The 24,491-nt window shown below is 51.7% G+C and carries 17 protein-coding genes; 7 read left to right on the top strand and 10 right to left on the bottom strand.

Features of this window, described 5'->3' with window-relative positions; translation table 11 throughout:
* The first annotated feature begins 100 nt into the window (after positions 1-100).
* The 4 genes from FS806_RS06395 to FS806_RS06380 all read left to right on the top strand — a co-directional run bounded on the left by FS806_RS06395 (position 101) and on the right by FS806_RS06380 (position 7,245).
* On the top strand, positions 101-1,225 hold the full coding sequence (locus tag FS806_RS06395) for a glycosyltransferase family 4 protein (RefSeq protein ID WP_144933750.1): 1,125 nt from the start codon (positions 101-103) through the stop codon (positions 1,223-1,225).
* Positions 1,225-4,044 carry a glycosyltransferase gene (locus FS806_RS06390; protein WP_260982003.1) on the top strand — a complete coding sequence of 940 codons (2,820 nt, stop codon included), beginning with the start codon at positions 1,225-1,227 and terminating at the stop codon, positions 4,042-4,044. The genes FS806_RS06395 and FS806_RS06390 overlap by 1 nt, the downstream gene beginning before the upstream one ends.
* A 182-nt stretch (positions 4,045-4,226) precedes the next feature.
* Positions 4,227-5,873 (top strand): S-layer homology domain-containing protein, encoded by a 1,647-nt coding sequence (locus FS806_RS06385; RefSeq protein WP_144933748.1) that lies wholly within the window; start codon positions 4,227-4,229, stop codon positions 5,871-5,873.
* A gap of 661 nt (positions 5,874-6,534) precedes the next feature.
* On the top strand, positions 6,535-7,245 hold the full coding sequence (locus tag FS806_RS06380) for a polysaccharide lyase family 7 protein (RefSeq protein ID WP_222126598.1): 711 nt from the start codon (positions 6,535-6,537) through the stop codon (positions 7,243-7,245).
* Positions 7,246-7,315: 70 nt separating this feature from the next.
* On the opposite strand, the gene FS806_RS06375 is transcribed toward FS806_RS06380, so the two are convergent.
* The 3 genes from FS806_RS06375 to FS806_RS06365 form a co-directional block, all read right to left on the bottom strand.
* Positions 7,316-8,974 (bottom strand): DUF4091 domain-containing protein, encoded by a 1,659-nt coding sequence (locus FS806_RS06375; RefSeq protein ID WP_144933747.1) that lies wholly within the window; start codon positions 8,972-8,974, stop codon positions 7,316-7,318.
* Positions 8,975-9,038: 64 nt separating this feature from the next.
* Positions 9,039-10,199, bottom strand: a complete 1,161-nt coding sequence (locus FS806_RS06370) for a DUF2264 domain-containing protein (protein ID WP_144933746.1) — start codon at positions 10,197-10,199, stop codon at positions 9,039-9,041.
* 93 nt (positions 10,200-10,292) lie between these two features.
* Positions 10,293-11,717, bottom strand: coding sequence for a class I adenylate-forming enzyme family protein (locus FS806_RS06365; RefSeq protein ID WP_144933745.1), 1,425 nt, complete (start codon positions 11,715-11,717; stop codon positions 10,293-10,295).
* A gap of 520 nt (positions 11,718-12,237) precedes the next feature.
* Here FS806_RS06365 and FS806_RS06360 point away from each other — a divergent pair.
* Positions 12,238-13,764, top strand: a complete 1,527-nt coding sequence (locus tag FS806_RS06360; protein WP_144933744.1) for an MDR family MFS transporter — start codon at positions 12,238-12,240, stop codon at positions 13,762-13,764.
* 53 nt (positions 13,765-13,817) lie between these two features.
* On the opposite strand, the gene odhB is transcribed toward FS806_RS06360, so the two are convergent.
* Both odhB and FS806_RS06350 read right to left on the bottom strand, forming a co-directional pair.
* On the bottom strand, positions 13,818-15,098 hold the full coding sequence (gene odhB / locus FS806_RS06355; RefSeq protein WP_144933743.1) for a 2-oxoglutarate dehydrogenase complex dihydrolipoyllysine-residue succinyltransferase: 1,281 nt from the start codon (positions 15,096-15,098) through the stop codon (positions 13,818-13,820).
* A gap of 21 nt (positions 15,099-15,119) precedes the next feature.
* Positions 15,120-17,987, bottom strand: coding sequence for a 2-oxoglutarate dehydrogenase E1 component (locus tag FS806_RS06350; RefSeq protein ID WP_144933742.1), 2,868 nt, complete (start codon positions 17,985-17,987; stop codon positions 15,120-15,122).
* Between the two features lie 853 nt (positions 17,988-18,840).
* Between FS806_RS06350 and FS806_RS06345 the strand changes: the two genes are divergently transcribed.
* Both FS806_RS06345 and def read left to right on the top strand, forming a co-directional pair.
* Complete coding sequence (locus tag FS806_RS06345) at positions 18,841-19,080, top strand: helix-turn-helix domain-containing protein (RefSeq protein WP_144933741.1); 240 nt, start codon at positions 18,841-18,843, stop codon at positions 19,078-19,080.
* A gap of 26 nt (positions 19,081-19,106) precedes the next feature.
* Complete coding sequence (gene def / locus FS806_RS06340; protein WP_144933740.1) at positions 19,107-19,625, top strand: peptide deformylase; 519 nt, start codon at positions 19,107-19,109, stop codon at positions 19,623-19,625.
* Between the two features lie 39 nt (positions 19,626-19,664).
* Here the strand turns inward: def and FS806_RS06335 are convergent, their stop codons facing one another.
* From FS806_RS06335 to FS806_RS06315, 5 genes are all read right to left on the bottom strand, one after another.
* Positions 19,665-20,258, bottom strand: coding sequence for a TetR/AcrR family transcriptional regulator (locus FS806_RS06335; protein ID WP_144933739.1), 594 nt, complete (start codon positions 20,256-20,258; stop codon positions 19,665-19,667).
* Between the two features lie 192 nt (positions 20,259-20,450).
* Positions 20,451-21,347: a GNAT family N-acetyltransferase gene (locus FS806_RS06330; RefSeq protein ID WP_144933738.1), complete on the bottom strand. Its 897-nt coding sequence runs from the start codon at positions 21,345-21,347 to the stop codon at positions 20,451-20,453.
* A gap of 28 nt (positions 21,348-21,375) precedes the next feature.
* Positions 21,376-22,203 (bottom strand): DUF92 domain-containing protein, encoded by an 828-nt coding sequence (locus tag FS806_RS06325; protein ID WP_144933737.1) that lies wholly within the window; start codon positions 22,201-22,203, stop codon positions 21,376-21,378.
* Positions 22,204-22,477: 274 nt separating this feature from the next.
* Entirely contained in the window at positions 22,478-23,695 is a 1,218-nt protein-coding gene (locus FS806_RS06320; RefSeq protein ID WP_144933736.1) for an MFS transporter, read from the bottom strand.
* The gene (locus tag FS806_RS06315) at positions 23,692-24,165 is read right to left on the bottom strand and encodes a MarR family winged helix-turn-helix transcriptional regulator (RefSeq protein WP_144933735.1); all 474 of its coding nucleotides are present in this window, start codon (positions 24,163-24,165) and stop codon (positions 23,692-23,694) included. The genes FS806_RS06320 and FS806_RS06315 overlap by 4 nt, the downstream gene beginning before the upstream one ends.
* Positions 24,166-24,491: the final 326 nt, after the last annotated feature.

The following is a 24,491-nucleotide window of genomic DNA, read 5'->3' as shown; positions in this document are numbered from 1 at the left end:
CCTTGTTTTTGATTCAAACACCTAATTCCCCCCTTCCGTAGCGCCATATACTGGTTACTAATCCGCAGTTTTATCGGCCGATTAAAGGGGGAAGCCTTCGATGAAGTATACCGGGGTGTATTGGATGGGGCCCGTCCTGGACATGGGAGGATACGGCAACGTATCCCGAAATTTCATAAAAACGTTGGAAACGATGAATATCCCCGTGCAAATCCATCCTATAGGGCCGGATCACGCGGAAATCGGCGAACAGACGAAACAATGGCTGCAGCGGTTATCCACTCCCAAGATTGGAGACAGAGTCGTCTTCATCCGCCACGGATTACCTCCCCTGTTTCGGGAGCATTTTCATGTACCGAACGTAGCCCGCCAGATTGGCGTTACATTGTTCGAAACGGACCGGCTGCCGAGCGGCTGGGCGGCGGAGGCCAACTTAATGGACGAAATCTGGGTCCCCTCCCGCTTTAATTACGAAACTTTCTCCCGCAGCGGGGTCAACCCCTCGAAGCTCAAAATCGTCCCGTACCCTATTGATGTAACGAAATATTATCCAGGGAAACCGTATCAGCAATTAATTTTCTCCCCGCCGATCCGGTCATTCGTGTTTTTGTACGTATTCGGCTTCGATTACCGCAAAGGGTATCAAATGCTTATACAAGCTTTCTGTGAAGAATTCTCTCCCGCCGAGGATGTAAGCCTGATCTTGAAGGTATATCTGCACAGCGGGTACAAAAGAGGGTTTGCGGCTAAAGAAATACTGTCCCTGATTCCGCCGGGCCGTTACAAGAATCAGATCGTGCTAATTACGACGCCTTTCTCGGAAGAGAATTTAATCAATCTCTATCAAAGCTCGGATGTCTATATTTCAATGGACCGGGCCAGCGGCTGGGGAATGCCGGCGATGGAAATGATGAGCCTGGGGAAACCCGTCATCTCCATAAATTGGGGAGGGGCAACCGAATTTATGAACGAATCGAACAGCTTCCTGATCGAGACGGAGAAAAATCTCGTTCCCGTCGACGAGAAATTGCAGCGGGAGCGGCCCGATTATTACCTTAACCATCGCTGGGCGGACGTTAGCATAGCGAACGTGCGCAAAACGATGCGGGAAGCCTACGAGAACAAAAGCAAACGGGAGGCGTTGGCGAGAAAAGCGGCTTCGGATATTCACCTTAACTTTTCTCCCGCGTCCATCGGGATGATCATTTCCAGACTGTTCAGTTAATGTCGATATCTTTAGAAGAGGTGAACATAGTGAACATAGCCTTCGATATGTCTTTCGTTCAGGGGGTGTCCAATTATCGGGGCATCGGAAGATATTCCAAAAATCTGATCGAGCATGTTTCCATCCTCGGCAAGGACCTCTCCTTTTTTTACTTTTATCCCGATATCAACAACGGTCCGGATGCTCTCAAGAGTCAACTGCAGAAATTTCTGCGCCATAATCAAATCGAGCTGTTCCATATCCTGAGTCCTTTCGAATATAAAAATCAGGCCATGATGAATCGGGAGTGGTACGGAAAGACGAAGTTGGCGGTAACGTTATACGATATCATCCCACACCTTTACAAAGATCAATATTTGCATAACGAGGGATTCGAGGCTTTCTATTATCGGGTTATCGAGTTTATCAAATCTTGTGATGTGATTCTGGCCATCTCGGAAACGACCAAACAGGATGCCGTACAACATCTCGGGATGGACCCGAACAAGATAGTAACGATCATGGGCGGCATCGATTCCAGGTTCAAGGTGCTCCCTGCCGTGAACCGGGCGGAGCTGCTTGCCCGCTACGGAATTGTGAAGCCTTATGTCATGTGCACCGGCGGCATGGATTTCCGCAAGAATATGTCCCGGCTGATCGAAGGCTTCTCCATAGCCAACCGCCAGCTTAACCATGCCTATCAACTGGTACTGTGCTGCAGCGTTACTCCCGAAGATCGCCAACAGCTAATGGAGATTGCCCAACGGAGCGGTGTGGCGGAGGATATCGTTATAACCGGATTCGTCCCCGATAATGAAATAACCGACCTGTATAATGCCGCGGAAGTATTCGCCTTCCCATCGTTATACGAAGGACTCGGATTTCCGGTCCTCGAGGCAATGGCCTGCGGTGCACCGGTACTGACCTCCAACTGCTCCTCGCTTGCGGAAATTGCGGGAGACGCCGCCAGGCTGGTCAACCCCCATTATTCGAGCGATATCGGAGCCGGACTGTATGAACTGTTTACCCAGCCGGCCATGAGAGCAGAGCTGCAGCAACGGGGATTCCGGCAGGCTGCCGGCTTTCGCTGGGAAACCGTAGCGGGCAAGGTCATCGCCAGCTATAAGCAGTTGATACGCAGGAAGATCGCTATCTTTACTCCCTTGCCGCCGATTCGTTCCGGAATTGCCGATTACATGGAGTCTATTCTGCCTCTCCTTGCCCGAAATTACGATTGCGACTTCTATGTGGATGACGATTATGCTCCCAACATCCCCCCCGGCCCGACGGTACGGATTTACAATCACCGGCTGTTTCATGACCGGGCCCAGGATTACGATGCCGTCATCTATCAAATGGGCAACAGTGGCTTTCACATCTACATGATTCCGTATTTGAGAGTTTATAGCGGCATTGTTGTGTTGCATGATTTGAACCTGCATGCGATGAGTATCGAGTGGACCTTGTCCAAAGACGATGTCGAAACCTATACTCTCGTTCTGTCCAGCCATTACGGCCAGAGTGCCAAGCATGTAGCGGCCGCCATCCGGAACGGTCAAATTGAAAGGCCTCACGAGCAAATCGTGATTAATAAATATTTTCTGAACAAGGCTAAAGAAGTTATCGTTCACAGCCGTTACTGCAAGGATTCTCTTAACTCCGACGGAGTGCGAAATGTGAGAGTGACCAGACTGCCGGCCAAGGCCGCCGCCGTTCCCGACCGGACTTCATGCGCCGGCGGAAATAAGTTTGTGTTCGCCAGCTTCGGATATGCAACGCCGCATAAACAGATTGAGACGGCCATTCGCGCCTTTGGAAGGCTGGTCTGCCAGGGAATTACGAATATAGAATACCGGTTAGTAGGACCGATTGACCCGCAATTCCTGCGCCAGGTTCGTTCCCTTATCCGGGAGGAACGGCTGGAATCATACGTTAAGGTGCTGGGACATGTGGATGATGCTGCTTATCAGCGGCATTTATCGGAAACCGATGCAGCCATTAATCTCCGTTATCCCACATATGGCGAATCTTCGGCTTCTCTCCTGGATATTCTGTCTTCCGGAATCCCGGCCATCATCTCGAACATCGGGGCCTTCAGTGAATTTCCGGAAGAAACGGCCGTGAAGCTGCCGCCCGTCCCGGACGACGATACAACCTTGGCCGAAGCGATGCTTCGCCTGTACAAGGATGAGGCACTGCGGGCAAAGCTGTCGCAGCATGCCCGCGTATACGTAGCACAGCATCACTCTGCGGAGGAATATATCCGCCAGTTGGGAGAGGCGATCGAGAATACCGCCAAGCAAAGATTGCGGGATATTCCCACGATTCTATGGCCGTTGGAGGAAGAGTTCGTTGATGAGGAGGAGCCGGCATTCAGTGAGCCCCAGCCCCCTGTTCCTGTTCAAACAGAGACGGTTCCGCCCGAAGCGCCGGCAGAAGCGGCAGACCCGCCCGCTTCCACCATCCGCCTGTCTCCTAACCGCATGAAGCAGCGAAGGCTGAGGAGAAGAACAGTGACCTACTGTTCTTTTGAACTGCCGGCGTTGCCGCAAGAAACGCGGATTGATCGGGCGGTGTTGACGCTCCCCTTGGCACGGCCGGCCAGAAGAGTTGCCGTTCACCGGATACGCAGAAGCTGGAGCGAGCGCAGCGCCCGGCTGAGAAAGCCTCTGGTATACAGAAAGCCTATCTTTTCCGCTAGAGGCCAGAGAGGTACGGTACAATGGGATTGCACGCCGCTCGTTCATCTGTGGATGGCCAATCCGGACAAAAACCACGGCATTTGTGTCCCGCTTCATACTCATCCCCACCTGGAGCTTATTCTCGGGACCGAAGGATAAGAGCATGCTCGGCAGGCAGAAGCCCAACACTTACGGCTCCGGGAATCCGGGGCCGCAACCCCCTCGTAGGAAATAGATGGTATAGGTTTATCCAGCATTTGGCCCGTTGAGTTTCCTGCATTCTCCTTTATAGTTAAAATAGAGAATCTATTAGAATACTTTGACTAGAAGGAGAATCATCCTTGTCCAGCAACTATAGAAAAACGCTCCTCAGCACCGTTGTCGCCCTCTCTTTATTCGCCGGGTCGGCCCCGGCGGAAGCGGGCAAATATAATATGTCCTACGTCTTTCATGGCTCTCCCGGAAAATATATCGATTATGTCGAAACTACCCGGGGTTCGCTGGATGTCATTTCCCCCTCTTATTTCAAGCTTAATCCGGACGGCTCTCTGCAGCTTTCCCCGTCTCTCGATCCCGGTTTTATCCAGGAAATGCATAAGCGGAATATTCGTGTAGTCCCCTACTTAAGCAATGATTGGAATCGCGATTTGGGAATCCTGGCCTTGCAAAATAAAGAGCATCTGGCGGATCAATTGGCCGAAGCTATACATACTTATCAATTGGACGGAATCAACATAGATTTGGAGAACATACCGAAGCTGTACCGTGAGGATTTCACAGCGCTCGTGCAGCTTCTGAGAGCCCGACTGCCTGCGGATAAAGAAGTGTCCGTAGCCGTCGCTGCCAATCCGTACGGTTCGGATCAAGGGTGGCTGGGGCTATACGATTACGAGGCACTGGCCGAGTACAGCGATCATTTGATGATCATGGCTTATGACGAGCATTATGAAGGGGATCTGGCCCCCGGCTCTGTCGCCAGTTGGAGGTTCATCGAGAAATCGATAGAGTTCGCCCTGTCCCAGGTGCCGGCGGATAAGATCGTGCTCGGTTTTCCTTTCTACGGTCGACTCTGGAAATCGGACGGAACGATTCTGGGAATCTCCGTTCAGAACCGGATGGCGGACGAGCTGATCAAGACTTACCGGGGAACCGTTACACTCGATCCGTCTAGCCGTTCGGCCAGGGCGACCTTCACGGTCCTGCCCACCGATCCGGCATTAACTGTTAATGGGCGCAAGCTTAGCCCGGGAGATTACGAGCTGTGGTATGAGAATGAAGCCGCTATGAAGCTCAAACTGGAATTGGTGGGAAAATATCATTTGAAAGGTGCCGGAAGCTGGAGCCTTGCCCAGGAAGATGCGCGAACCTGGGACTTCTTCCGCCTCTGGCTGAACGGGGCGGCCTTCCCGGACAGCATGGGCCACTGGGCGCATAACGAAATTGCGGATGCTTATGATCATGGCTGGATAAATGGAGAGGCAGCCGGCATATTCTCTCCGGACGGACCGCTGACCAGAGCACAGGCCGTCACTGTTCTGTCGCGGATCATGATGGAGGGGCCAGAAGCCCCCGTCTCGGGAGCCGGCGGAGCAGCCGGAGACGCCGCCTTGTCCGGCGGAAGCCCGTCCGGAATCGGCTTCGCGGATGTGACGCCGGATCATTGGGCGGCCGGAGCTATTGCCTGGGCGTACGCTAACGGCATTGTGGACGGAATAGCTGACGGCAGCTTTGCTCCGGATGAACCGCTCACCCGGGAGCAGATGACGGCCATGCTCGCCCGGCTGTTAAACTACCCGCCGGTATCCGCGAACACCAAGAGGCCTTATGCCGATGTCGCCCCCGACCGCTGGTCCCATGCCGCCATTCAGACGATGTCCGAATACGGCGTTGTGGACGGATATCCCGACGGCACCTTTCGGCCTGAAGAACCGGTCACCCGCGCCCAAATGGCCGTTCTGATGACCCGGGTGTTCTCCGACCGGGAATAGGCCGGGGCAGAGCCCAAAACGACGTATGTAAGTCCAGGAAGGTTGAGTTTTGGAACCTTTGCGGTTCCGAACCCAATGCGGCCGTTTGCTGCTTTCGACAATGCCCGAAGGGCAAGTTAGGCCGATTCTCCACGACCTTCCCGGACTCCTTCTTTCTGTTATTGCTGTTATTGCATCCAAATCGAAAGACCATACTGTTCACGATAGGCATTGAAGGACTTCCATGAATCCGCGCGGATTCTTCCTTCGTTATGAATCGATTTTTATCCTCCGCCACCCATTGCCCCCCTGTACTCTTCCGGCTCTGCGCATTGAATCTTCAACGTCACGATATCTTCTTGGGCAATTTCCAGCTTCGCTATAGGATCATGCTCTCCCCTTCTTCGCGTAAATCAGCCCGTCTTTCGCATTGACAAAAAATCCGCTCTCCCGACAAGCCCAGCTTGTTCTTCACAAAATCGTTAAAAAGCACAATCCAAAAGTAAAATAACACATTATGGAAAGGCGAATTCAAGAATACCGTATTAAAGTTTGTATCAGGAAATAAATGTAAGAGTGATTGGGGGTGAAATGGAGGTCCTTTATCTTGCCTGATACAACATCTTCAAAGATCGGCATCTTAGAATAGAAGGAAAATTTATCGTTTAGGAGATGATATCAATTGGCTCAAGCCGGGTTTAAAACCAAAAAAATGGTTAGCCTGATCCTTATTCTATCTCTTGCCTGCCTACTATTTCAGTTCGGGCCGACAGTGAATGGCGCTGTGGCAAATGCCGGCGCTGCACAAGATCCGCCAACGATCGGATGGACTCAAGTTCCCTTCAGTTATTACATCCAGAAGCCATGGGATCTTGATTTGAGCGAGCGATACCATTACGATGCAGCGACCGATACACATACCATGTGGGTATATAATACGGACAAACCTTTTAAACAAGGCAATACAACGGACCCCCGTACCGAGATGCGCTGGTATAACGAGTATTCGTCTGGTGAGCACATGTGGGAAGCAGATGTCTATATCGAAGAAGGGTCGGTCGGATCGTCAGTGATGCAAATTTTGCGGATTAACAGGCCGGCGGGTACGCCCGCAACCGACATCATGCTGGTAGTTCACCCAGATAACACGGTGAGGCGATATTTTAGCGATCCTAATGGTGCGCTTATCAAATCTAATGTGTACAACAATTGGTGGAACCTAAAGGTGGCTCATAATGCTGATGAGGGAATCATTCGAGTTTATGCAGATGACGAATTGGTTCTGACCGTAGAAGATCGCGGGCCGGCGACACGTCACTTTAAGAACGGTGTTTATGGAGTGGAAGGACGTTCAGAAACGAAGTTTCGAAATCTGAAGTACTGGGTCAAATAAAGCCATATAAAACAGTAAAGAAAGAACGCCCTCATCCGAGGGCGTTCTTCGACAGGCTTCATGCGCCGGGCTATTGGGACAAGCTGTCCTTGATCATGCGGTTGATTTGCTCCCGTTTGTTGAGCAGCCATTCCTCTTCCCGAGGGTATGTACGGAACGTAATCTCTTCCTCCAGCTCTTCCTCGATCAGCTCAAGCACCTGCTCCCTGCCTATCAGGCTTTCGAGCAGCTTCAACGCCCGCAAATCCTGGAACGCATCATAGAACACCTTAAGCCGCAGCGATTCTATGGCCTGTCCATCCGGACCCGGATAGACCACGAATGCATCGCCGGCCGGAAACCCGTAGTTGGAATCCGTGTTGGTGTATGGATCGATCGGCCGGATCGAATATTGGGCATACCAGAAGTTATAGCCCCAATGCAGGAACCCGGCAATATCAAATTTATACAGTTGATAGCCCAGAATCCGGTTGCGTGCGGACGGCATATTCAGGAACCGGTTCGACACTTCCTTGTATTGCGAGCAGCAATAATAAGTCCACAGGTTCGGAACCTTATTCTCCAGGAACGGCTCAATATGATTAGTAGCAGGAATCGGGTTCTTGACATAGCCTTTATCATAAAATTCGTAGTCCGACAGAGCATCGATCATCGGAAAATCAGCCAAATATTGCTTCAACAAATCGCTCGCTTTCTGGTAGTTTTCCAAATGCTCCTTGTGAGGCTCGTCAGAAACGTGGAAGAAGCTTCGCTCCTCCAGGCCGTTGGTCTGAATAAAGCGGACAAGCTCGGGCAAGAACTGCGAGAGAAATCCCCGATAATCGTCCCCGGTCGCATCGGTCTCCCAGCCAAAAATGCGCTTCTCGGTTCCATTCTCGACAGCCATAATTTTCGGCGCATGCTTGACTCCCCACTGGGTAAATAGATGAGAGAATTCAAAATACCGGACCCCGTTCCTCGAGCAGAGCTCCACCCATCTTTTCAGCTTGTCGAAGCCGAAGCGGTAGGTATCTCCGGATTTCTCCACATCGACCAGTTGGACCGTCGGTCGCTCCCCGCCCACCCGGGTATCCAACGGAGGGGTGAACAGAGGCGTCAGAATCATATTCATGCCGTGCTTAACCGCAGTTTGTACAAAATTGTCTATCGCCCGCCAATGCTCTTCGCTGAAAATCTCATAGGAGTAGTAAGTCGCCAGACAGTCCGTATGGAACCAGTTCGTATATTTCAACTGCTGCTCCGGCAGTTCGGCTCCAATGACCTCCAGCTCGAAGGTCTCTTCGGCCAGACATTCCCCTGCGTGCATGAACAAAACGCGAATCGGGTAATGGCCCGGCTTCACCTTGCCCTGAAGATCCGCCTCGACCCATAGGGAGCGCCAATTGCCGGGCAGGCCTGCCAGGCCCTCCTCCGCAATGTTATACAGAGGGTCGGGATATAATCCCGGAGTCGAACGAAGAATGTGCTCGTCATGATCGTGATAGGCAACCATCTCGGCCGGTACGAGCCCTACGGAGCGGACCGACAACACCTCGTTCAGCTCCGACTCCACCTTGACTTCGAGCCACTTCAATAACAAATCGGAGCGATAAGCGATCTGAAAAGAATACATCTCGTTAGATAGAGCGGATCCCTTGGTATAGGCCCGGGCGTTCAGTTCCTCATCCGGAAATACTTTCACCAACGAGCTTAGACAACGGGTTTCAAGCTTATAACTGCCTGTTTTCATTCGATTTCTCCTCCTCTAAATCCTTCGTCTGTTCATACCCAAACTACTTCTAGAGCTTGCGCAGTTACCGGCTTAAAGCCTGATCTATAGGCACACTCTGCCCGGACCAGGCTTTCTTCGCCGTCCAGTCCGCCTCTCCTTGCCAGAAAGGATCGGAAGGCGGCAGGCCCAGCGGAAGGAAGACCGTTGAACAAAGATACAGACTTCCGGTAGAAATATACGATTCGCCCAATTCCGGCTGATGGCCGCATAGTCCGATTTGCAGCCAGCCTTTGTCGTCGAATGTTCCCGGCACCGTCAATGTCCGCCGTATCACTGCCGTCAAGGCGCACCTCACTTGAGCCGGATGAAGGTCCGGAGGCAGCTTATGCTGCAGCGCCATCTGCGCAAGATGCTGGAACGCCCCGCAACGATAGGCCAGGGACCGGCCGACGACCGGGAAAGTGCCTTCGGGAGAGATGCTTCTTTCCTGAATGGCGGCATAGCGGACCGCCCTGGCCTCCACTTTCTCCTGCAGGCGTTTCCAATCGTCCGATTCCTGTGCGACCGTTCCGACGATATCGATGAGCATCGGCTGAATGACGAAGCTGTTGTAATAATCCCAATGGAAGTCCGGGCCATCCCCATAAATTCCGTCGCCTTTATACCATTGCTCGTGCTGCTTGAGGGCGTAATCGATCCTCATCGGGTCCCAGCATTCGTCCATCCTGTATAAAGCGGCTTCAATCATCGCCGCAAACAGCAGCCAATTGTTAAAATGGGGTTTGCGAGACCGCGTCGCCTGCAGCGACTTAACAAGCCGGCGCTGAACCTGTCCGCTTAACCGGCCATAAAGCTCGGTCGGCGCACGCAGTAGAGCATGAGCCAGGAAAGCGGCGTCCACGATCGGTTGATATCCTTGGGTAAAGTTAAAGCAGTCCGGAGACTCGGGATCCGTGCCGGCATCGATCCCAAGCCTTGCCAGTTCACCATATTGCTCTCGCCATCGCGCTTCCGGACTATCGTCATCCGGTCCGCTCTCCAGCCATGGAGCCATGCCGACCAGCAGTCTCCCGAATGCTTCCAGATAAGTATAGTCCGCCCGATCCGTCCCCCTGCTCTCCACAGGCATGTCCGCTCTCAGCCGGCGCGCGGCCAAGGAGGTAAGGACCGGATCGGCAATCCTTCTCATCCATTCCAGCCAGAGGCTCCGGTCCTCCTGTCTGTTCCCGGTTGGTAAGCTCATAATCTTGCTCCCCCTGCTTGGCACAATATAGAATAAAAACGCTTTCTTCACTACTATAGCAGAAATTGCCTTGAAAAAACTATCCTATGACATTCAATCGGACACAAAAATCCGGCTCTTGACCACTTTCCCGTTCCGGTTCCTCGGCAGCTTGTCTACAACGCTCCACTTTCTTGGGCGTTTGTATGGTGCGAGCTTGGAAGCGCAGTGCCGCCTGACAAGCGCGAGGTCACCTTCCGGCCGCAGTACGATCACAGCGTGGATGATTTCGCCTCTCTGCCCGTCTTCTTCCGGTATAACAGCCGCCTCCGCCACCCCTTCTATATCCATTAGAGCGGCTTCTACCTCCGCGGCATAGACCAGGCTTCCCCCGGTTTTGATCACATCCCGCTCCCGTCCGGTCAACACGATATTTCCATCCTTCCGGCAATACCCGAGATCATGGGAAGTTACCCATTCCCCTATCCAGCAATCTTCTGTCAAAGCTTCTTCCCCGGCATAGCCTTCGAACGCTTGGTCAGTGCGGACATAGAGCTTGCCCGGCCGGCCTTCCTCAGCCTCGATGCGGTGACCGCCGGCGTCCATAAAGGCGATCTCCACCCCCGGGAAGGGAGCCCCTACCGAATCAGGAGCCCGCTCCGCCTCTTCCGGACGGAGATAGGTCACATACCCCATTTCGGATGAACCGTAATATTCGTACAAAGAGCTCTCGCCAAAGCACCGCCGGAAGCTTGCTCTCTGGGCAGCGGAGAGCTTGGTTCCTACGGATATGACCGTTCTCGGCATCCTCCCCGACAGCGATTCCGGTATCCGGCTATCCGCATAGCGGATTAGTGAATCGAGTAACGCCGGGATAATGGTTACGCAGGTCGCATTATGAGCTAGAAGCCCTCCGGGCGAATAGCTCTCCATCAGGATGACCTCCGCGCCGGTTGCCAGCCCATGAATGGCCGGATACAGCTGTGCGGAATAAGACATCGGGAGAGGCACGGCAATCCGCTCGCTGCCGGTCAATCCGAACGCTTCTGTCCAGCCTTCCAGACTGCAGGTCCAGGAACGATGGCTTTTCACATAGCCTTTGGGCTCACCGGTAGAACCTGATGTGTACCCGATGAGGAACAGGTCTCTGACAGAAGCGGCCTGCCGCAGGGGCAGACGGGGGCTTGGCTTGTTCCCCGGCCAACGAAGCTCCTCGTCCATCCCCAACAGCCACTGCGGCCCGATCTTGTCGAACAGCCTGGTCCGCTCCTCCACAGTCGTCTCCGGATGAAGCGGCAGCACGATACCGCCAAGCATCATGACAGCCAGCACGTCTGTCAGCCAAGCGATGCTGTTGGGCATCTGCAGCGCAAATATTTCCGTTTCCCCGGTCCCCGCCCCCATTGCCTTCAGCTCGTCCACTCTATACAGTACCTGTTCCATAAATTCCTTGTAAGTAAACCGCTGCTTCGAATCGGCCACTGCCCAACGATCCGGCGTAAGTGCAGCCTGTTTAATTATCATTTCTTCAATTCGCATTTGGTGCTCCTTATATGGAATCAAACGATTTCGATCCTTTGGTTTACATAATAAATGTTATGTTAACTGAATGTCAGAACTATTGATATCTTGTATTTCTATAAATCAGCAGAGAATATGTCCATACTTTTCATTCGAACCGGACAATAGTAAAGTAATGCTGCCACACCCCCCAGTATATCGCTGAAATCCTCCTTTTTCCACCTCGGTTGTCCCGTTTTTATTAAAAGCTCCTGAGGATTATTTTCGCAGATGAATACCTATGTATTAAAGTAAGGTTTTATGTCCGTTAGATTCTTTCTTTGCCCCCTATTCACGCTGTAAAGAAATTTAAGATTACAAAAATAAAGCGCAGGCTGAAATAATGATTTATTATAATAAATTAGCGGGGAACGATATGAGGAAGGAGTGGTGGGACATAAATCTTTGCTCATCAAGAAGGACCCAATATAGATCAGCTTCGCTCTGCGCGGAGACAGATCGACAGGGCAAGACCAGCTTATGACAAAGGAGCACTTTCATGATTGCTAAGAATAGTAAAATTGGCTTTGTAGTGGCCGGGCTTCTGCTCGGTATTCTGATGGCGGCGATGGATAATACCATTGTGGCCGCTGCCATGGGGACCATTGTCTCCGATCTAGGCGGATTCGATAAAATCGTCTGGGTGACTTCCTCTTATATGGTAGCGATGATGGCGGGCACCCCCATCTTCGGAAAGTTGTCCGACATGTATGGCCGCAAACGCTTCTTCATGTTCGGTATGCTCGTTTTTCTGCTCGGTTCCGTACTATGCGGGACAGCGCAAACGATCGAGCAGCTCAGCATTTACCGTGCCATTCAAGGAATCGGCGGAGGAGCGCTGATGCCCATCGCCTTTACCGTCGTATTTGATATTTTTCCTCCGGAAAAAAGAGGGAAAATCAGCGGCCTGTTCGGCGCCGTATTCGGAATATCCAGTATATTCGGCCCTCTGTTGGGAGCATACATCACTGAATACATAAACTGGCACTGGATTTTCTATATCAACCTGCCTATAGGCGTTGTGGCACTTGCTTTTATTTCCTTCTTTTATCATGAGTCCTTGGCAAAATCGAAACAAAAAATTGACTGGTGGGGCGCTGCTACACTAGTGACAGCCGTTGTCAGCCTAATGTTCGCGCTCGAGCTGGGCGGTCAGCACTATGCATGGAATTCCGCCGTCATCATCGGTCTTTTTTCCGCCTTTGCCATCCTGTTTGCCGTTTTTCTATATGTTGAGACGAAAGCCGCGGAGCCGATCCTTTCGTGCAGCATGTTTCGTAAAAGGCTGTTCGCCGCAAGTAACGCGGTAGCGCTATTCTATGGGGCTACTTTTATCGTGGCCACCATCTATATCCCGATCTTCGTACAGGGCGTCTTCGGCGGATCGGCGACCCATTCCGGGCTCATTCTGATGCCGATGATGATCGGATCGGTTTTCGGCAGCCAAATCGGAGGGTTTCTAACGACGCGAACCAGCTACCGGAACATTATGATTTTCTCGGGAATTTGCTTCCTCCTCGGAATTTTCCTGCTGTCTACTTTATCAACCGAGGTGGCCCGGTCTACTCTAACGGTGTATATGATTATTACGGGGTTTGGGGTAGGATTTAACTTCTCGGTATTAAGCATGGCAGCCATTCACAACTTTGATATGCGGCAGCGGGGTTCAGCTACTTCGACTCTTACCTTCATGCGTTCTCTCGGGATGACGCTCGGCATCACTATTTTCGGCATTATTCAGCGGAACCTGTTTACCAACGGGCTTGGCAAGGAATTTGCCGGTGCCGGAGGGGCGCCTCCGATCGACATCGGCGATCCGCGCGATATGCTATCCCCGGATAAGCGTGCGCTAATCCCGCCAGAGCTGCTGGACAAAATAACGGAGCTGCTGTCCTCCTCCATCGCTCAAACCTTCATGTGGGCCCTGATTACAGCGGGCCTGGCGTTCTTCTTCATCTTCACAATGACTGGGGAACGGGTACAAACAGCAGCTAAGCAACTAAGTACAGCGGCCAAGAGGCAATGAGGAAAAAGAAAAATCCTCCGAAGTTTTCTTCGGAGGATTTTTTGCCGTTGAGATTATCCTTCCAGCAGCAGAGATTCCGGATCTTCCAGAAGCTCCTTGACGGTTACCAGGAAGCGGACAGCTTCGCTGCCGTCTACAATCCGGTGATCGTAGGACAAGGCAATGTACATCATCGGACGGTTTTCCATCCGCTCTTCGTCAATGGCAACCGGACGCCATTGGATTTTATGCATTCCGAGAATCCCTACCTGCGGCGTATTCAGAATAGGTGTTGACAAGAGGGAACCGAAAACTCCGCCATTCGTTATCGTGAACGTTCCGCCCGACAGATCGGACAGCGACAATGCATTGTTGCGGGCCTTACTTGCCAAATCAGCAATCTCTCTCTCTATTTCAGCGAAGCTTAGACGATCTGCATCCCGCACTACCGGAACGACCAGACCTTCCTTGGCGGCTACGGCAATTCCGATATCATAATACTTCTTGGCCAAAATTTCTTCGCCGACAATTTCTGCGTTCAACAGCGGGAAGGCTTTGAGCGCCCCTACGACTGCTTTAGTGAAGAAGGACATGAAGCCAAGACCAACATCATGCTTCTCCTTGAACTTATCTTTACGGCGCTTACGCACGTCAAGAATTGCCGTCATATCCACTTCGTTGAAGGTGGTCAGCATCGCGGCCGTTCTCTGAGCTTCCACGAGACGGTTAGCGATGGTTACGCGGCGGCGGGACATCCGAATTCGTTCAACGGGCTTGGCCGGATTCACGTCAATAGGCGCCGCAGGCTGAGCCGCTTGCGGACGATTGGCTGCAGCCTGTGCAGGAGCGGAAGGGGCTCCGGCCACATGGGATTGCACATCGCCAGGATAGATTCTTCCGCTCGGGTCTGCCGACTGCACTTGGCGCAAGTCGATACCGCGCTCTCTGGCCAGCTTTCTAGCTGCCGGAGTAGCGGTAACCGAGGAACCGGCATCGTCCGCATCGGCTTTAATAGCTGCCGCAGGAGCCGGAGCGGCCGCTTGGGCCGGTGCACTTTCCTTGGCGGGCGCCGCAGGTGCTGCTTCTTCAGGTGCCTTCTGCTGGGCACCGGCTGCAGCAGATGCCGCTCCGATAATTCCGATCACTTCACCTACCTGAACGGTATCCCCTTCTTGTCTGCGAATCTCCGTAAGCACTCCGTCTTGCTCAGCCGTAATTTCCAGATTGACTTTATCGGTTTCCAGTTCAAGCAGCAAATCTCCCTGGCTGACCGTTTCTCCCTCTTTCTTGATCCACTTCGCAATCGTTCCTTCAGATATGGATTCTCCAATTTCTGGTACTATGATTTCACTCACAGCCGTATCCTCCCTGCTTTATTAGTTTTCAAAGAAGCTGCGATTCAATGCATTCGAGATCAGCCGCTGCTGTTCCATATTATGAACGTCCTGATAACCGCTCGCAGGACTGGAGCGATCCGGACGGCCGATATAACGAACCTTTACTTTATCGGGTGCCACATCTCTGATGCGGGGATCCATGTAGCTCCATGCCCCCATATTCCGCGGTTCCTCTTGAACCCAGACAATTTCCTTCAGTTTGGGGAAGCGCTGGATCACGGCCTCGATTTCTTCCCCGGCAAACGGATAAAGCTGTTCCACACGAACGATATGCAGCCAGTCGAAGTCTTGATTTTCCTTCTCCGCATCCAATGCCTCTTCCAGGTCGATGGCGACTTTACCGGTGCACAGAATCAAGCGCTCCACCTTCTTGGACTGGGCGCCCAAACCAGGCTGCTCCAAGATCGGACGGAAGGCTCCTTCGCTGAACTCCGTACCGGAAGAAGCTACCCGAGGATTCCGGATCAGACTCTTCGGCGCCATCAGAACCAGCGGTCTTGCCGCATCCGTTCCGGCTATTGCCGCCTGCTTGCGCAGAAGGTGGAAATATTGAGCCGCGCTGGACAAATAAGCGACCGTCCAGTTCTCATCACCGGCAAGCTGCAGGAAACGTTCCAGACGCGCGCTCGAATGCTCCGGTCCCTGTCCTTCGTAGCCATGAGGCAGCAGCATCGCCAGGCTCGATCTTTGGAGCCACTTCTCGCGTCCGGCAGCGATAAACTGGTCGATAATGACTTGAGCGGCGTTGGCGAAATCGCCAAATTGCGCCTCCCAAAGCACGAACGTCTCCGGAGCGAACACATTATAGCCATACTCGAAGCCGAGCACAGATGCTTCGGACAGCGGGCTGTTATAGATGGCGAACGAAGCTTTGGCCTGCGGCAGGCGGTGCAAAGGCGAGAATTTCTGACCGGTCTCGGTATCGTGCAACACGAGATGGCGATGGGCGAAAGTTCCCCGCTCCGAATCCTGTCCGCTAATACGGATTGGCTTTCCTTCGGCTAGAATCGTTGCAAAGGCCAAAGTTTCGGCAAGAGCCCAGTCAACCTTCTCCCCTTCTTCCAAAGCATTCGCCCGTCTTTCCAAAATCCGTTTAAGCTTGGGATAAACGTTAAAGTTTTCAGGCCATTTGAGCAGGTCTCTATTGATTTCCTTCAGCTGATCCATGGGAACGGCCGTATTGATTTCCGGTTTATCCGTATGAACAATCAGCCCGTTGGGCGGATTGCTGGAAGCCCGTCCGTTGTTTTCCTTCATTTCATCATAAGCTTCCTTCAGCCGTGCCGCAGCTTCCTGCCTCATCTGCTCCGGAAGCTCCTTGGGGATGATCCCCTCTTCCACAAGCTTGTCTCCGTACAGCTTGCTGCAGGTTGGATGGTTCCGTACCTTATGGTAGGTAAGCGGCTGGGTCATTTCCGGATCATCCGATTCGTTATGCCCGTATCGGCGGTAACCGATCAAATCAATCAAGAAATCCTTCTTAAACAAATTACGGTATTCGCAAGCCAGGCGCACCGCTCTGATACATGCCTCCGGGTCATCGGCGTTAACGTGCACGATCGGGATCTCATATCCCTTGGCTAAATCACTTGCATAATGGGTCGAACGGGAATCAGAGCTTTCCGTTGTAAATCCAAGACGGTTATTAACGATAATATGAATAGTTCCACCGTTGCGGTAGCCTTGAAGCTTATTGAAGTTCAGCGTTTCCGCCACGATTCCTTCCCCGGCAAAAGCGGCGTCCCCGTGCATCAGCACTGCGGCAGCCTTGCTTTCATCCTGCTTCGGATAACCGGCTTCTCCGCGGTCATCCTGGGCGGCGCGGGTGAAGCCCTCCACTACCGGATTGACAAATTCCAAGTGGCTTGGGTTATTGGCCAAGGTTAGGCGGATTGGCGGCAGTTCGCCCTCCACTACAGAACGGTCGGCACCCAAATGATATTTAACATCGCCGGACCAACCGAAGTTAATTCCCATCGATCCTTCCGAAGGAATCATGTCCTTGTTAGGAGAATGATGGAACTCCGAGAAGATCTTGCTGTAAGGTTTACCCAATACGTGGGCCAGAACGTTCAAGCGCCCCCGGTGAGCCATCCCCATCAGAATGTGCTGACATCCTTCCCGGGCCACCATGCGGACAACTTCATCAAGCATCGGGATCAGAACATCATTGCCTTCCACGGAAAAGCGCTTCTGACCGACGAACGTCCGGTGCAGGAACGCTTCGAACTGCTCCACTTGGGTGAGACGGTTTAGCAATTCCTTCCGCTCTTCTATCGAAAGAGGCGTTCCCGACAATGCTTCGGTTTCGACACGCTTGTTGAGCCAATCCCTTTCCCGCTGCTCGTGAACATGGCTGAATTCGTAAGCGGTAGTCTTGGTATAAATTTGTTGGAGCTGCTTGATGGCATCCCATCCGGTGACGGCATTCCCCGGAGCGTTCTCCCAGATTAAAGAAGCGGGAAACGCCAACAAGTCGTCTTTGCTTAATTGATATGTTTCCGGCTCAAGAAGCCGGGTATCCGCAGTGAACCCTAACCCAAGCGGATCCAGATCCGCGGCCAGATGCCCATATGTTCGGATATTCCATACCAATTTTTCAGCAGCGACGACTTTTTTCAACATATTTTCATTAATTTCAACATTAGGAACCGGGGCCTGCACATTTTCCGTTCCGGCATTCCACGAAGCCGGAGGAGCGCCCCAGATGGCAAACAGTTCTCTGAACGTCGGTTCCACGGATTCGGGATCGGCGATGTATTTCTCATACTGTTCATTGATGTAGCCCAGGTTAGGGCCGTAATAAGTTTGCCAAGGATTTAGCTTGGTCATTTCCCCAATCGACATTGAAGGTAACCTCCCCTTGCATGTTCATGATGGCCATAGGTAAGTTATTTGTTCGTTAACGCGCTGCCTCTTCGAGGCCTCTGACTGATTATGGGGAAATCTGTCTTCCTTTTTCCCCTGTAGTTAAGTAATATTCCCTGTTTAAGGCTGTCATATAATCTAAGATGTAACATAAGTCCTACCTACTACTATAAACCTTGTTCACAAAAATATTAAATATTGATTAAGGATTATATCGTTCTCAATTTGAGATGGATTCGACCTCCCTATTCCTAATCAGAAATAATCGGCGATCCTTAAATAATAATTGAGCGGAGCCGCTGTTCTCCCTCGGACATACCAAAAAAGACCGGATGAAAAAAATAATGACCGATCTCTATATGGCATACTTTTAATTTGCCAAGGGAAAATTTCTTTCCTAGATGAAAAATTAACGTCATACGAGAACAGGTTATCGAGGAGTACATACCTTCGCGGTATAGCGTCATCCGGTATCCACAGTCCCCCACGGCTTATTGCCGGTTAAACAAACCAGTCTGAAAAGCACTGGGTCCAAGACAATAATCGACAAGCTCGACGGCTTGTCCCATACCGGCCCAAGACAATCACCAGCGGGCAGTTTTACCCCTGTTTTCATTCGACATCTATACTTTACCATACTACAGAGCCATTGTTAAGCTGATTGTAAAAAATAATTCATAATTCTGTCGAAATTCTTCTTTTTTTGTCGGGTAACCGTTATCTGGCGGCTGAGGGGCAAAATTAGTTGCCAAATAAATGGATCTCATGATATATTAGGTCATACTTAAATAAATTAGGTGTTGCCTAAATTTACTTGGAGAGGAGCTCTGCCATGCTGGTGTGGATGTTAAGAGAAGTGATGGCCGCAAGAGGAGTTTGGACCGGAGCGGCACTGGCCCGGCTGCTGGAGGATAAGGCGGGATACCGTTTATCTCCCCCATCCATAAGCGCCTTGCTGAACGGCCAGCCTAAACAAATGAAAGCCGATACGCTGGACGCTCTGTGCACCGCCTTGGATTGCACCCCCGGCGAATTGTGGGTTCATACCCCTTCAATTATTAAAGGAGCTTAATGCCTAAGAAAGGATGGTAAGAACCGATGGCTGTCAAGACGATTCTTCCCTTCGGAGAGGAAATATTAAGGAAAAAGGCCAAGCCGGTAACCGAGTTCAACGATAAATTATTCAAACTGCTGGATGATATGGTGGATACGCTGTATGGCGCCGAAGGCCGGGCCGGATTGGCGGCTCCGCAAATCGGCATTTTGAGAAGAGTGGTCGTCATGGATTGCGGGGACGGTTTGATCGAGTTGATCAATCCGGAAATTATTGCAGCCGAGGGAGAGCAAACAGGCCCGGAAGCCTGCTTGTCCTATCCGGGTTATACCGGCATCGTCAAAAGGGCAAATTATGTAAAGGTGAGAAGCCAGAACAGGCAGGGAGAATGGTTCGTACTCGAAGGAGAAGGCTATCTTGCCCGATGCATTCAGCACGAGACAGATCATCTGGACGGAGTGCTGTTCATTGACCATGTAGAAGGAAACTCCCTCTATGACGACCGCAGCGGGCGAAGCATTAATGTGCTGAGTGCCCTTCGTTTGGCAAATCAGGGGATGTAAGCTCTATGTCCGCGCTTGAAATCAAGCGGTTGAATATGTTCATTCAGCAATGATCTTCAGAAGCTGCCGGACGGAGATTTCTATATACTCTTGTCTGGCCTTCCCGCCTTCCATAAATCGGTCTACCGTAAGAAAATGAAAAACCATCGCTGTTTGCAGATTGCGGACAGCGATCGATAGCTCCCGGCGCCCGATCCGAACCTTCGGCTCCAGAAACGTTACAAGCAGCTCCGCCCCTCTGCCGATAATCTCCTGTATCTTCCGGCGGATATCGTCATTCCGTTGTGCCTCCCCGAAGCACATGACAATCAAATCCTGCGATTCGTCGAGACTGCGAAACAGCGATTGGAAGTAAATCGTCAGATTATGCTCTAAGGGCTGGTTTGAATCCAATCGGCTGACGGTTTCCTCCAGGGAATGAAGAAGCGTATATTTGTCAAAAATAGCCCACAGCAAATCTTCCTTGGATTGAAAATAATGATAGATCAATCCGTCGGTCACTCCCGCTTCTTTCGCTATGTCCTTCGTTGTGCTCTCCTTGAATCCTTTGCGGGAAAATGTCCGAAGGGCGGCATCGATCAATTTATTCTTCGTCTCCAGCGCCTTCTGCTGCCGGTTAGTGCGTGTTTCCATAGGTCTCTCCTTTGTCTGTCCTTTATTGCGGCCACTTCTTTTAATTAAGTACTTACTGAACACAAGCCATATTTGCCATCATTTGTTCTGTCAATGATGCTTACCGAACTCGCTTTGTCCTGGACGAAAGCAGATATTTGCTGCGCCACCCCGGAAACGGAGATGATGTCCGCAAGCAAGTCATGTAAGCCTTCACAAGTCCATGACCATTAAATGCTGTTGGTACCGTTCCTTAAATCCGGCCTCCTTGAGCATATCGATTAAATCCGGATTAGAACCCGACAAATTGGCCGTGGTCCGGCTGCAGTCAAGCTCCTTCGGTCCAAACACCGCCTTTAGCGCCATGCGAAAAAGCTCCGTGCGATCCACGCGGCCGGGGGCGGCCTCACATTGATAGAGAACGATCGACTTGATCATGCCCTCATCGCTGTAATTTCTTTTGAACAGGGCATAGGCCGCAGGTTCTCCATCGGCGGCTCTGATGATCAGCGACTCCCCTTCCGCCATATTCTGCCACTGGCATTCCCATGCTGCTATTTCCCGGTAATAGGGAATATCTTTCACGGTACGGGGAGCCCCATATTGCAGCTTGAAGCCGGAACATTCGCCGGCCTTGAAGGCCTCAGGCTCCAAAGCTCCGTCCCTGGTCAATCCGATCAGCCGGTCCGCTATATGGAATCCTCCCTTTTCATAAGCCGAGAGGGCGCGGGAATTCTGAACGAGCACTTCCAAATAGGCGCGATCGACTTCCTGCTCCGTGAGAAGAGTTTTGACTTCCTGCATCAACGCTGTAGAAAGCCCGTATCCGCGATACTCGGGAATCACTCCCGTTCCGCCGTTCCAGGCGGCTTTCAGCCCATTTAACATTTTAACCGCCAGGAAGACAAAACCGACCGGATGGCCGTCCGCGCATGCGACCAGAGAAAGCTCCGGGCGTATACCGTTAACCGCAAACGAGCGGAGCAATTGATCCATCGTTACGGTTACATCAAAATAATACCCTTCAAAACCGCGATTTCGCAGCCTTAATGCTTGTTCAAAGGTGCACTGGCCCAGACGGATAAAGCTAAATTGTTTTCTTTCATCCACTTCCGCTCGCCCCTTCTCTACCGGTTTTTCAGAAAATAAACCAAACAAGCAGAAAGCCGACAAGCCCGCCTATGGCCGAGCTGAGAGCATTGACCGCATCGTTCGTCATGAATGTCCATCCCCGGATTGGCTCTGCCGCAGCTTGACAATGCTCGCTCTTCTCCAACTCCTTGCCGCATATACGGCAGCGGTACATGACCTGTACGATGGCTCCCAGCCAGGAATCGGCCAGGGAACCGGCCAAACCTCCCAGTAAACCTATAAGCAGCGAATACAGCCCATATGGATCTGCCAAGAAAACGCCGCCCGCCGCCGGCTGAACTTGAAACAGCAGCCAGGCGATCCCGCCGATGAACAAACCGCCGGCTGCCGAAGCTCCGAGTCCCAGCAAGGTCACGCCGCCGGAAGTCCCTGCCTCAACCCTGCGCCCATTCACGATGGAACGGGGCCGGCTCCTGCTTAATCCTCCTACCTCCGTCGCCCACGTATCGGCGGTTACAGAAGCGATAACTCCTATGTATACTCCCCACCAAGCCGGGTGGGGCCATATCGCGTGAGCGACGCAAAGCAGCAAGCCGAGCCCTCCGTTGGCGATCACCTGACCGGCATCTCTTCTCCCCGTCTTTGCATATCCGCTTTCAGCGTTTTCTTTCCTGCGGCTCTTCCACTTGGACAATAGTGAGGAGGAGACGAAGAAAGCGATCAAGGCGCCGTACCAAGGCAAGCTGCCGACAGAATATAGAGCCGTGCCGAGCAAGACCGCGGCAATCAGTCCGGAAGCGGACAACGATTTTTTCCAATATGCCGCCCCGGCGATGAGCAGACTTCCGGCCAAGCCTATCCACCATTGCCCCATAAGCGCCCTCCCTTCCTCCGTGCCGAGTTTCGGTTTTTACGGCAGCAGCGCTGCTATTTCCCTGCCGAAAGCAATGGTTATACGTTGAATTATATCAAACCATGGCCCGCTATAGTTACAGGATTATATCCCGTCTTTATTTAAATGTAAGAAAGTATAAGTTTTCATCTATACCTGTTCTTATATTTCATCGGTAAACGCGCCCGTCCTAAAGACGGCGATAGCCGTTTATCCTTGTATCTCGAACGGTTTAGACAATGCTATCTTGTCAGGATCAGCCCGGTATGGAAATATCCGCTTGCGCCCGGTTTTTCTTCCTCGCTTCCACTGCTTGAACCCATACATAAACGATAAGGAACAGAATCATGAAGCCCGCCGAATATCGATACATCATGGCATACCCGGTCACTGACGAAATGGCTCCCAGAATCAATGCTCCCGCGGCCACCCCCAGATCGGTCGCATTATAAAACATGCTGTTGGCCATGCCATGCTGCTCCTGGGGAGAAACGCGAATCATCCAGGCTTGGATGGTCGGTTGGATTGCTCCGAAACCGAGCCCATACAGCAGCGCGGATACGATCAAAAGAGGCAAGGATGCGGCAAAGGACAGAACCGTCAAGCTTGCAACGACACATAATGCCGCTGGGATCAAAACGGCGGCATGCCCTTTCGTATCGAACACTCTTCCGGATACCGGCCGAATAATAATGATGGTAATCGCGTTAAACAAAAAAAACAGCCCGACCTGTTCGAGATGCACCGATTCCCCATATAAAGCGATAAAGCTTAGCAGCCCGCTATAGGTCACTGCCAGGATGATATTGAGCATTGCCGGAAACAATAATTTGCGGTTGAAGGCCGGTTTGTTCCCCGCTTTCTTGCCTGCGGATTTGGGGGCAGGCTGTTTCTTGTCCGGCGGCAGAGAACGGGTAATTAGCAGGAGCGGAAAAATCAGGAGCACAGCAGCCGTACCGGCCATTGCCAGCGCAGGGAATCCCAAATAATTCATTATGTTCAAGCCGATCATCGGCCCAACAGACATCGCCAGACTGGTGGACAGTCCGAAATAACCAATCCCTTCCCCCATTCTTTGGATGGGGATAATTTGCGAAACCAGCGTCGGAATAATTGTACTCGCCATCCCGAATCCGATTCCGTAGGCCATCCTCATTACAAGCAGCGAGCCTATGGAGTCGGCCAGGACGTATATTCCGGTGGTGATGGCGGCTACAGCCAGCCCGACATACAGGATCACATTGCGGGGTACGACTCGCATAAGAGCCGCTGTCATAAACCGGGTGGCTATCGCCGAAGCGGCAAACAGACTGGTAACCAGACTGACAGCCAAATCCCCCGCTTGAAACTCATTCTTTGCATAAGCCGGGAATGAGGAAAGCAGCATTTGCAAGTTTAAAAATACAAGAAACGAACAAATAGTTAATGATATAAATGATTTCGTCCATAGCTTCGTAGGTTGGTCAGTATTCATTGTCCATCTCTCTCCTGATCTTTGGAGGTTAGTTCATTATTCGCATAGCTGAGTATACGGAGAATAAGCTTCATAAGAATTTCATACTCCTCTTCGGACATACATTCTTTAATGTCATTAACAAGTTGCCTCTCAATCGGTTCCGTCTCCTGAATCAGGCTTCTTCCTTTATCGGTAATGTGGACCACAAACGAGCGGCGGTCTTCCGTGCCCGTCTTTTTATAAATCAGACCCTTCGTCTCCAGATGATCGAGAATGCGGGTAGTGGTAGGCTTATCCTTGCCCGAGCGCTGAGCAATCTCTTTCTGAATCAGGCCGTCTACCCGGCTAATCAAGTATAGAACCGACCATTGTTCGGGGGTGATATCGAAATTCTTCAGCCGATTCTGCAATACGAGCGCGAGTTTCCGATGTGTAATGCCCATAATAAAGCCTATGGAATGATCCAGGGCAATTTCTTGCACAGTCATGTTTTTGCCGCTCCCTTATATTAGTTGTCTAAACAACTATATACCGAACAACCATCAATGTCAATGAAAATGACATCTCCGGCTTACAAGAAATCGAAGCCCGTTCTAGTCATTTTTCGGCCCCCCCTAGACTTCTGCCCAATGGAGCGTGATGAGCAGGGAAACCACACGCTACATCCCCGGTCGGTAAGATCGTCGTAAAGACGAGCAAAAGTGCATTAAAATCCTGCCATTTTCTAAAAAGAGGGCCAAAGACGCTCAAATGTGCAGGTCTTTTTGACCAAATGTGGCCATTTCGCAAAAATCGCTCCAAAGACCTGCACTAT

The organism is Paenibacillus sp. 32O-W (assembly GCF_007679495.1).
In the GTDB taxonomy this organism is placed as follows: Bacteria; Bacillota; Bacilli; order Paenibacillales; family NBRC-103111; genus Paenibacillus_L; species Paenibacillus_L residui.
Note: the sequence above shows the minus strand (reverse complement) of the source record. Positions and strands in the feature narration are given on the sequence as shown.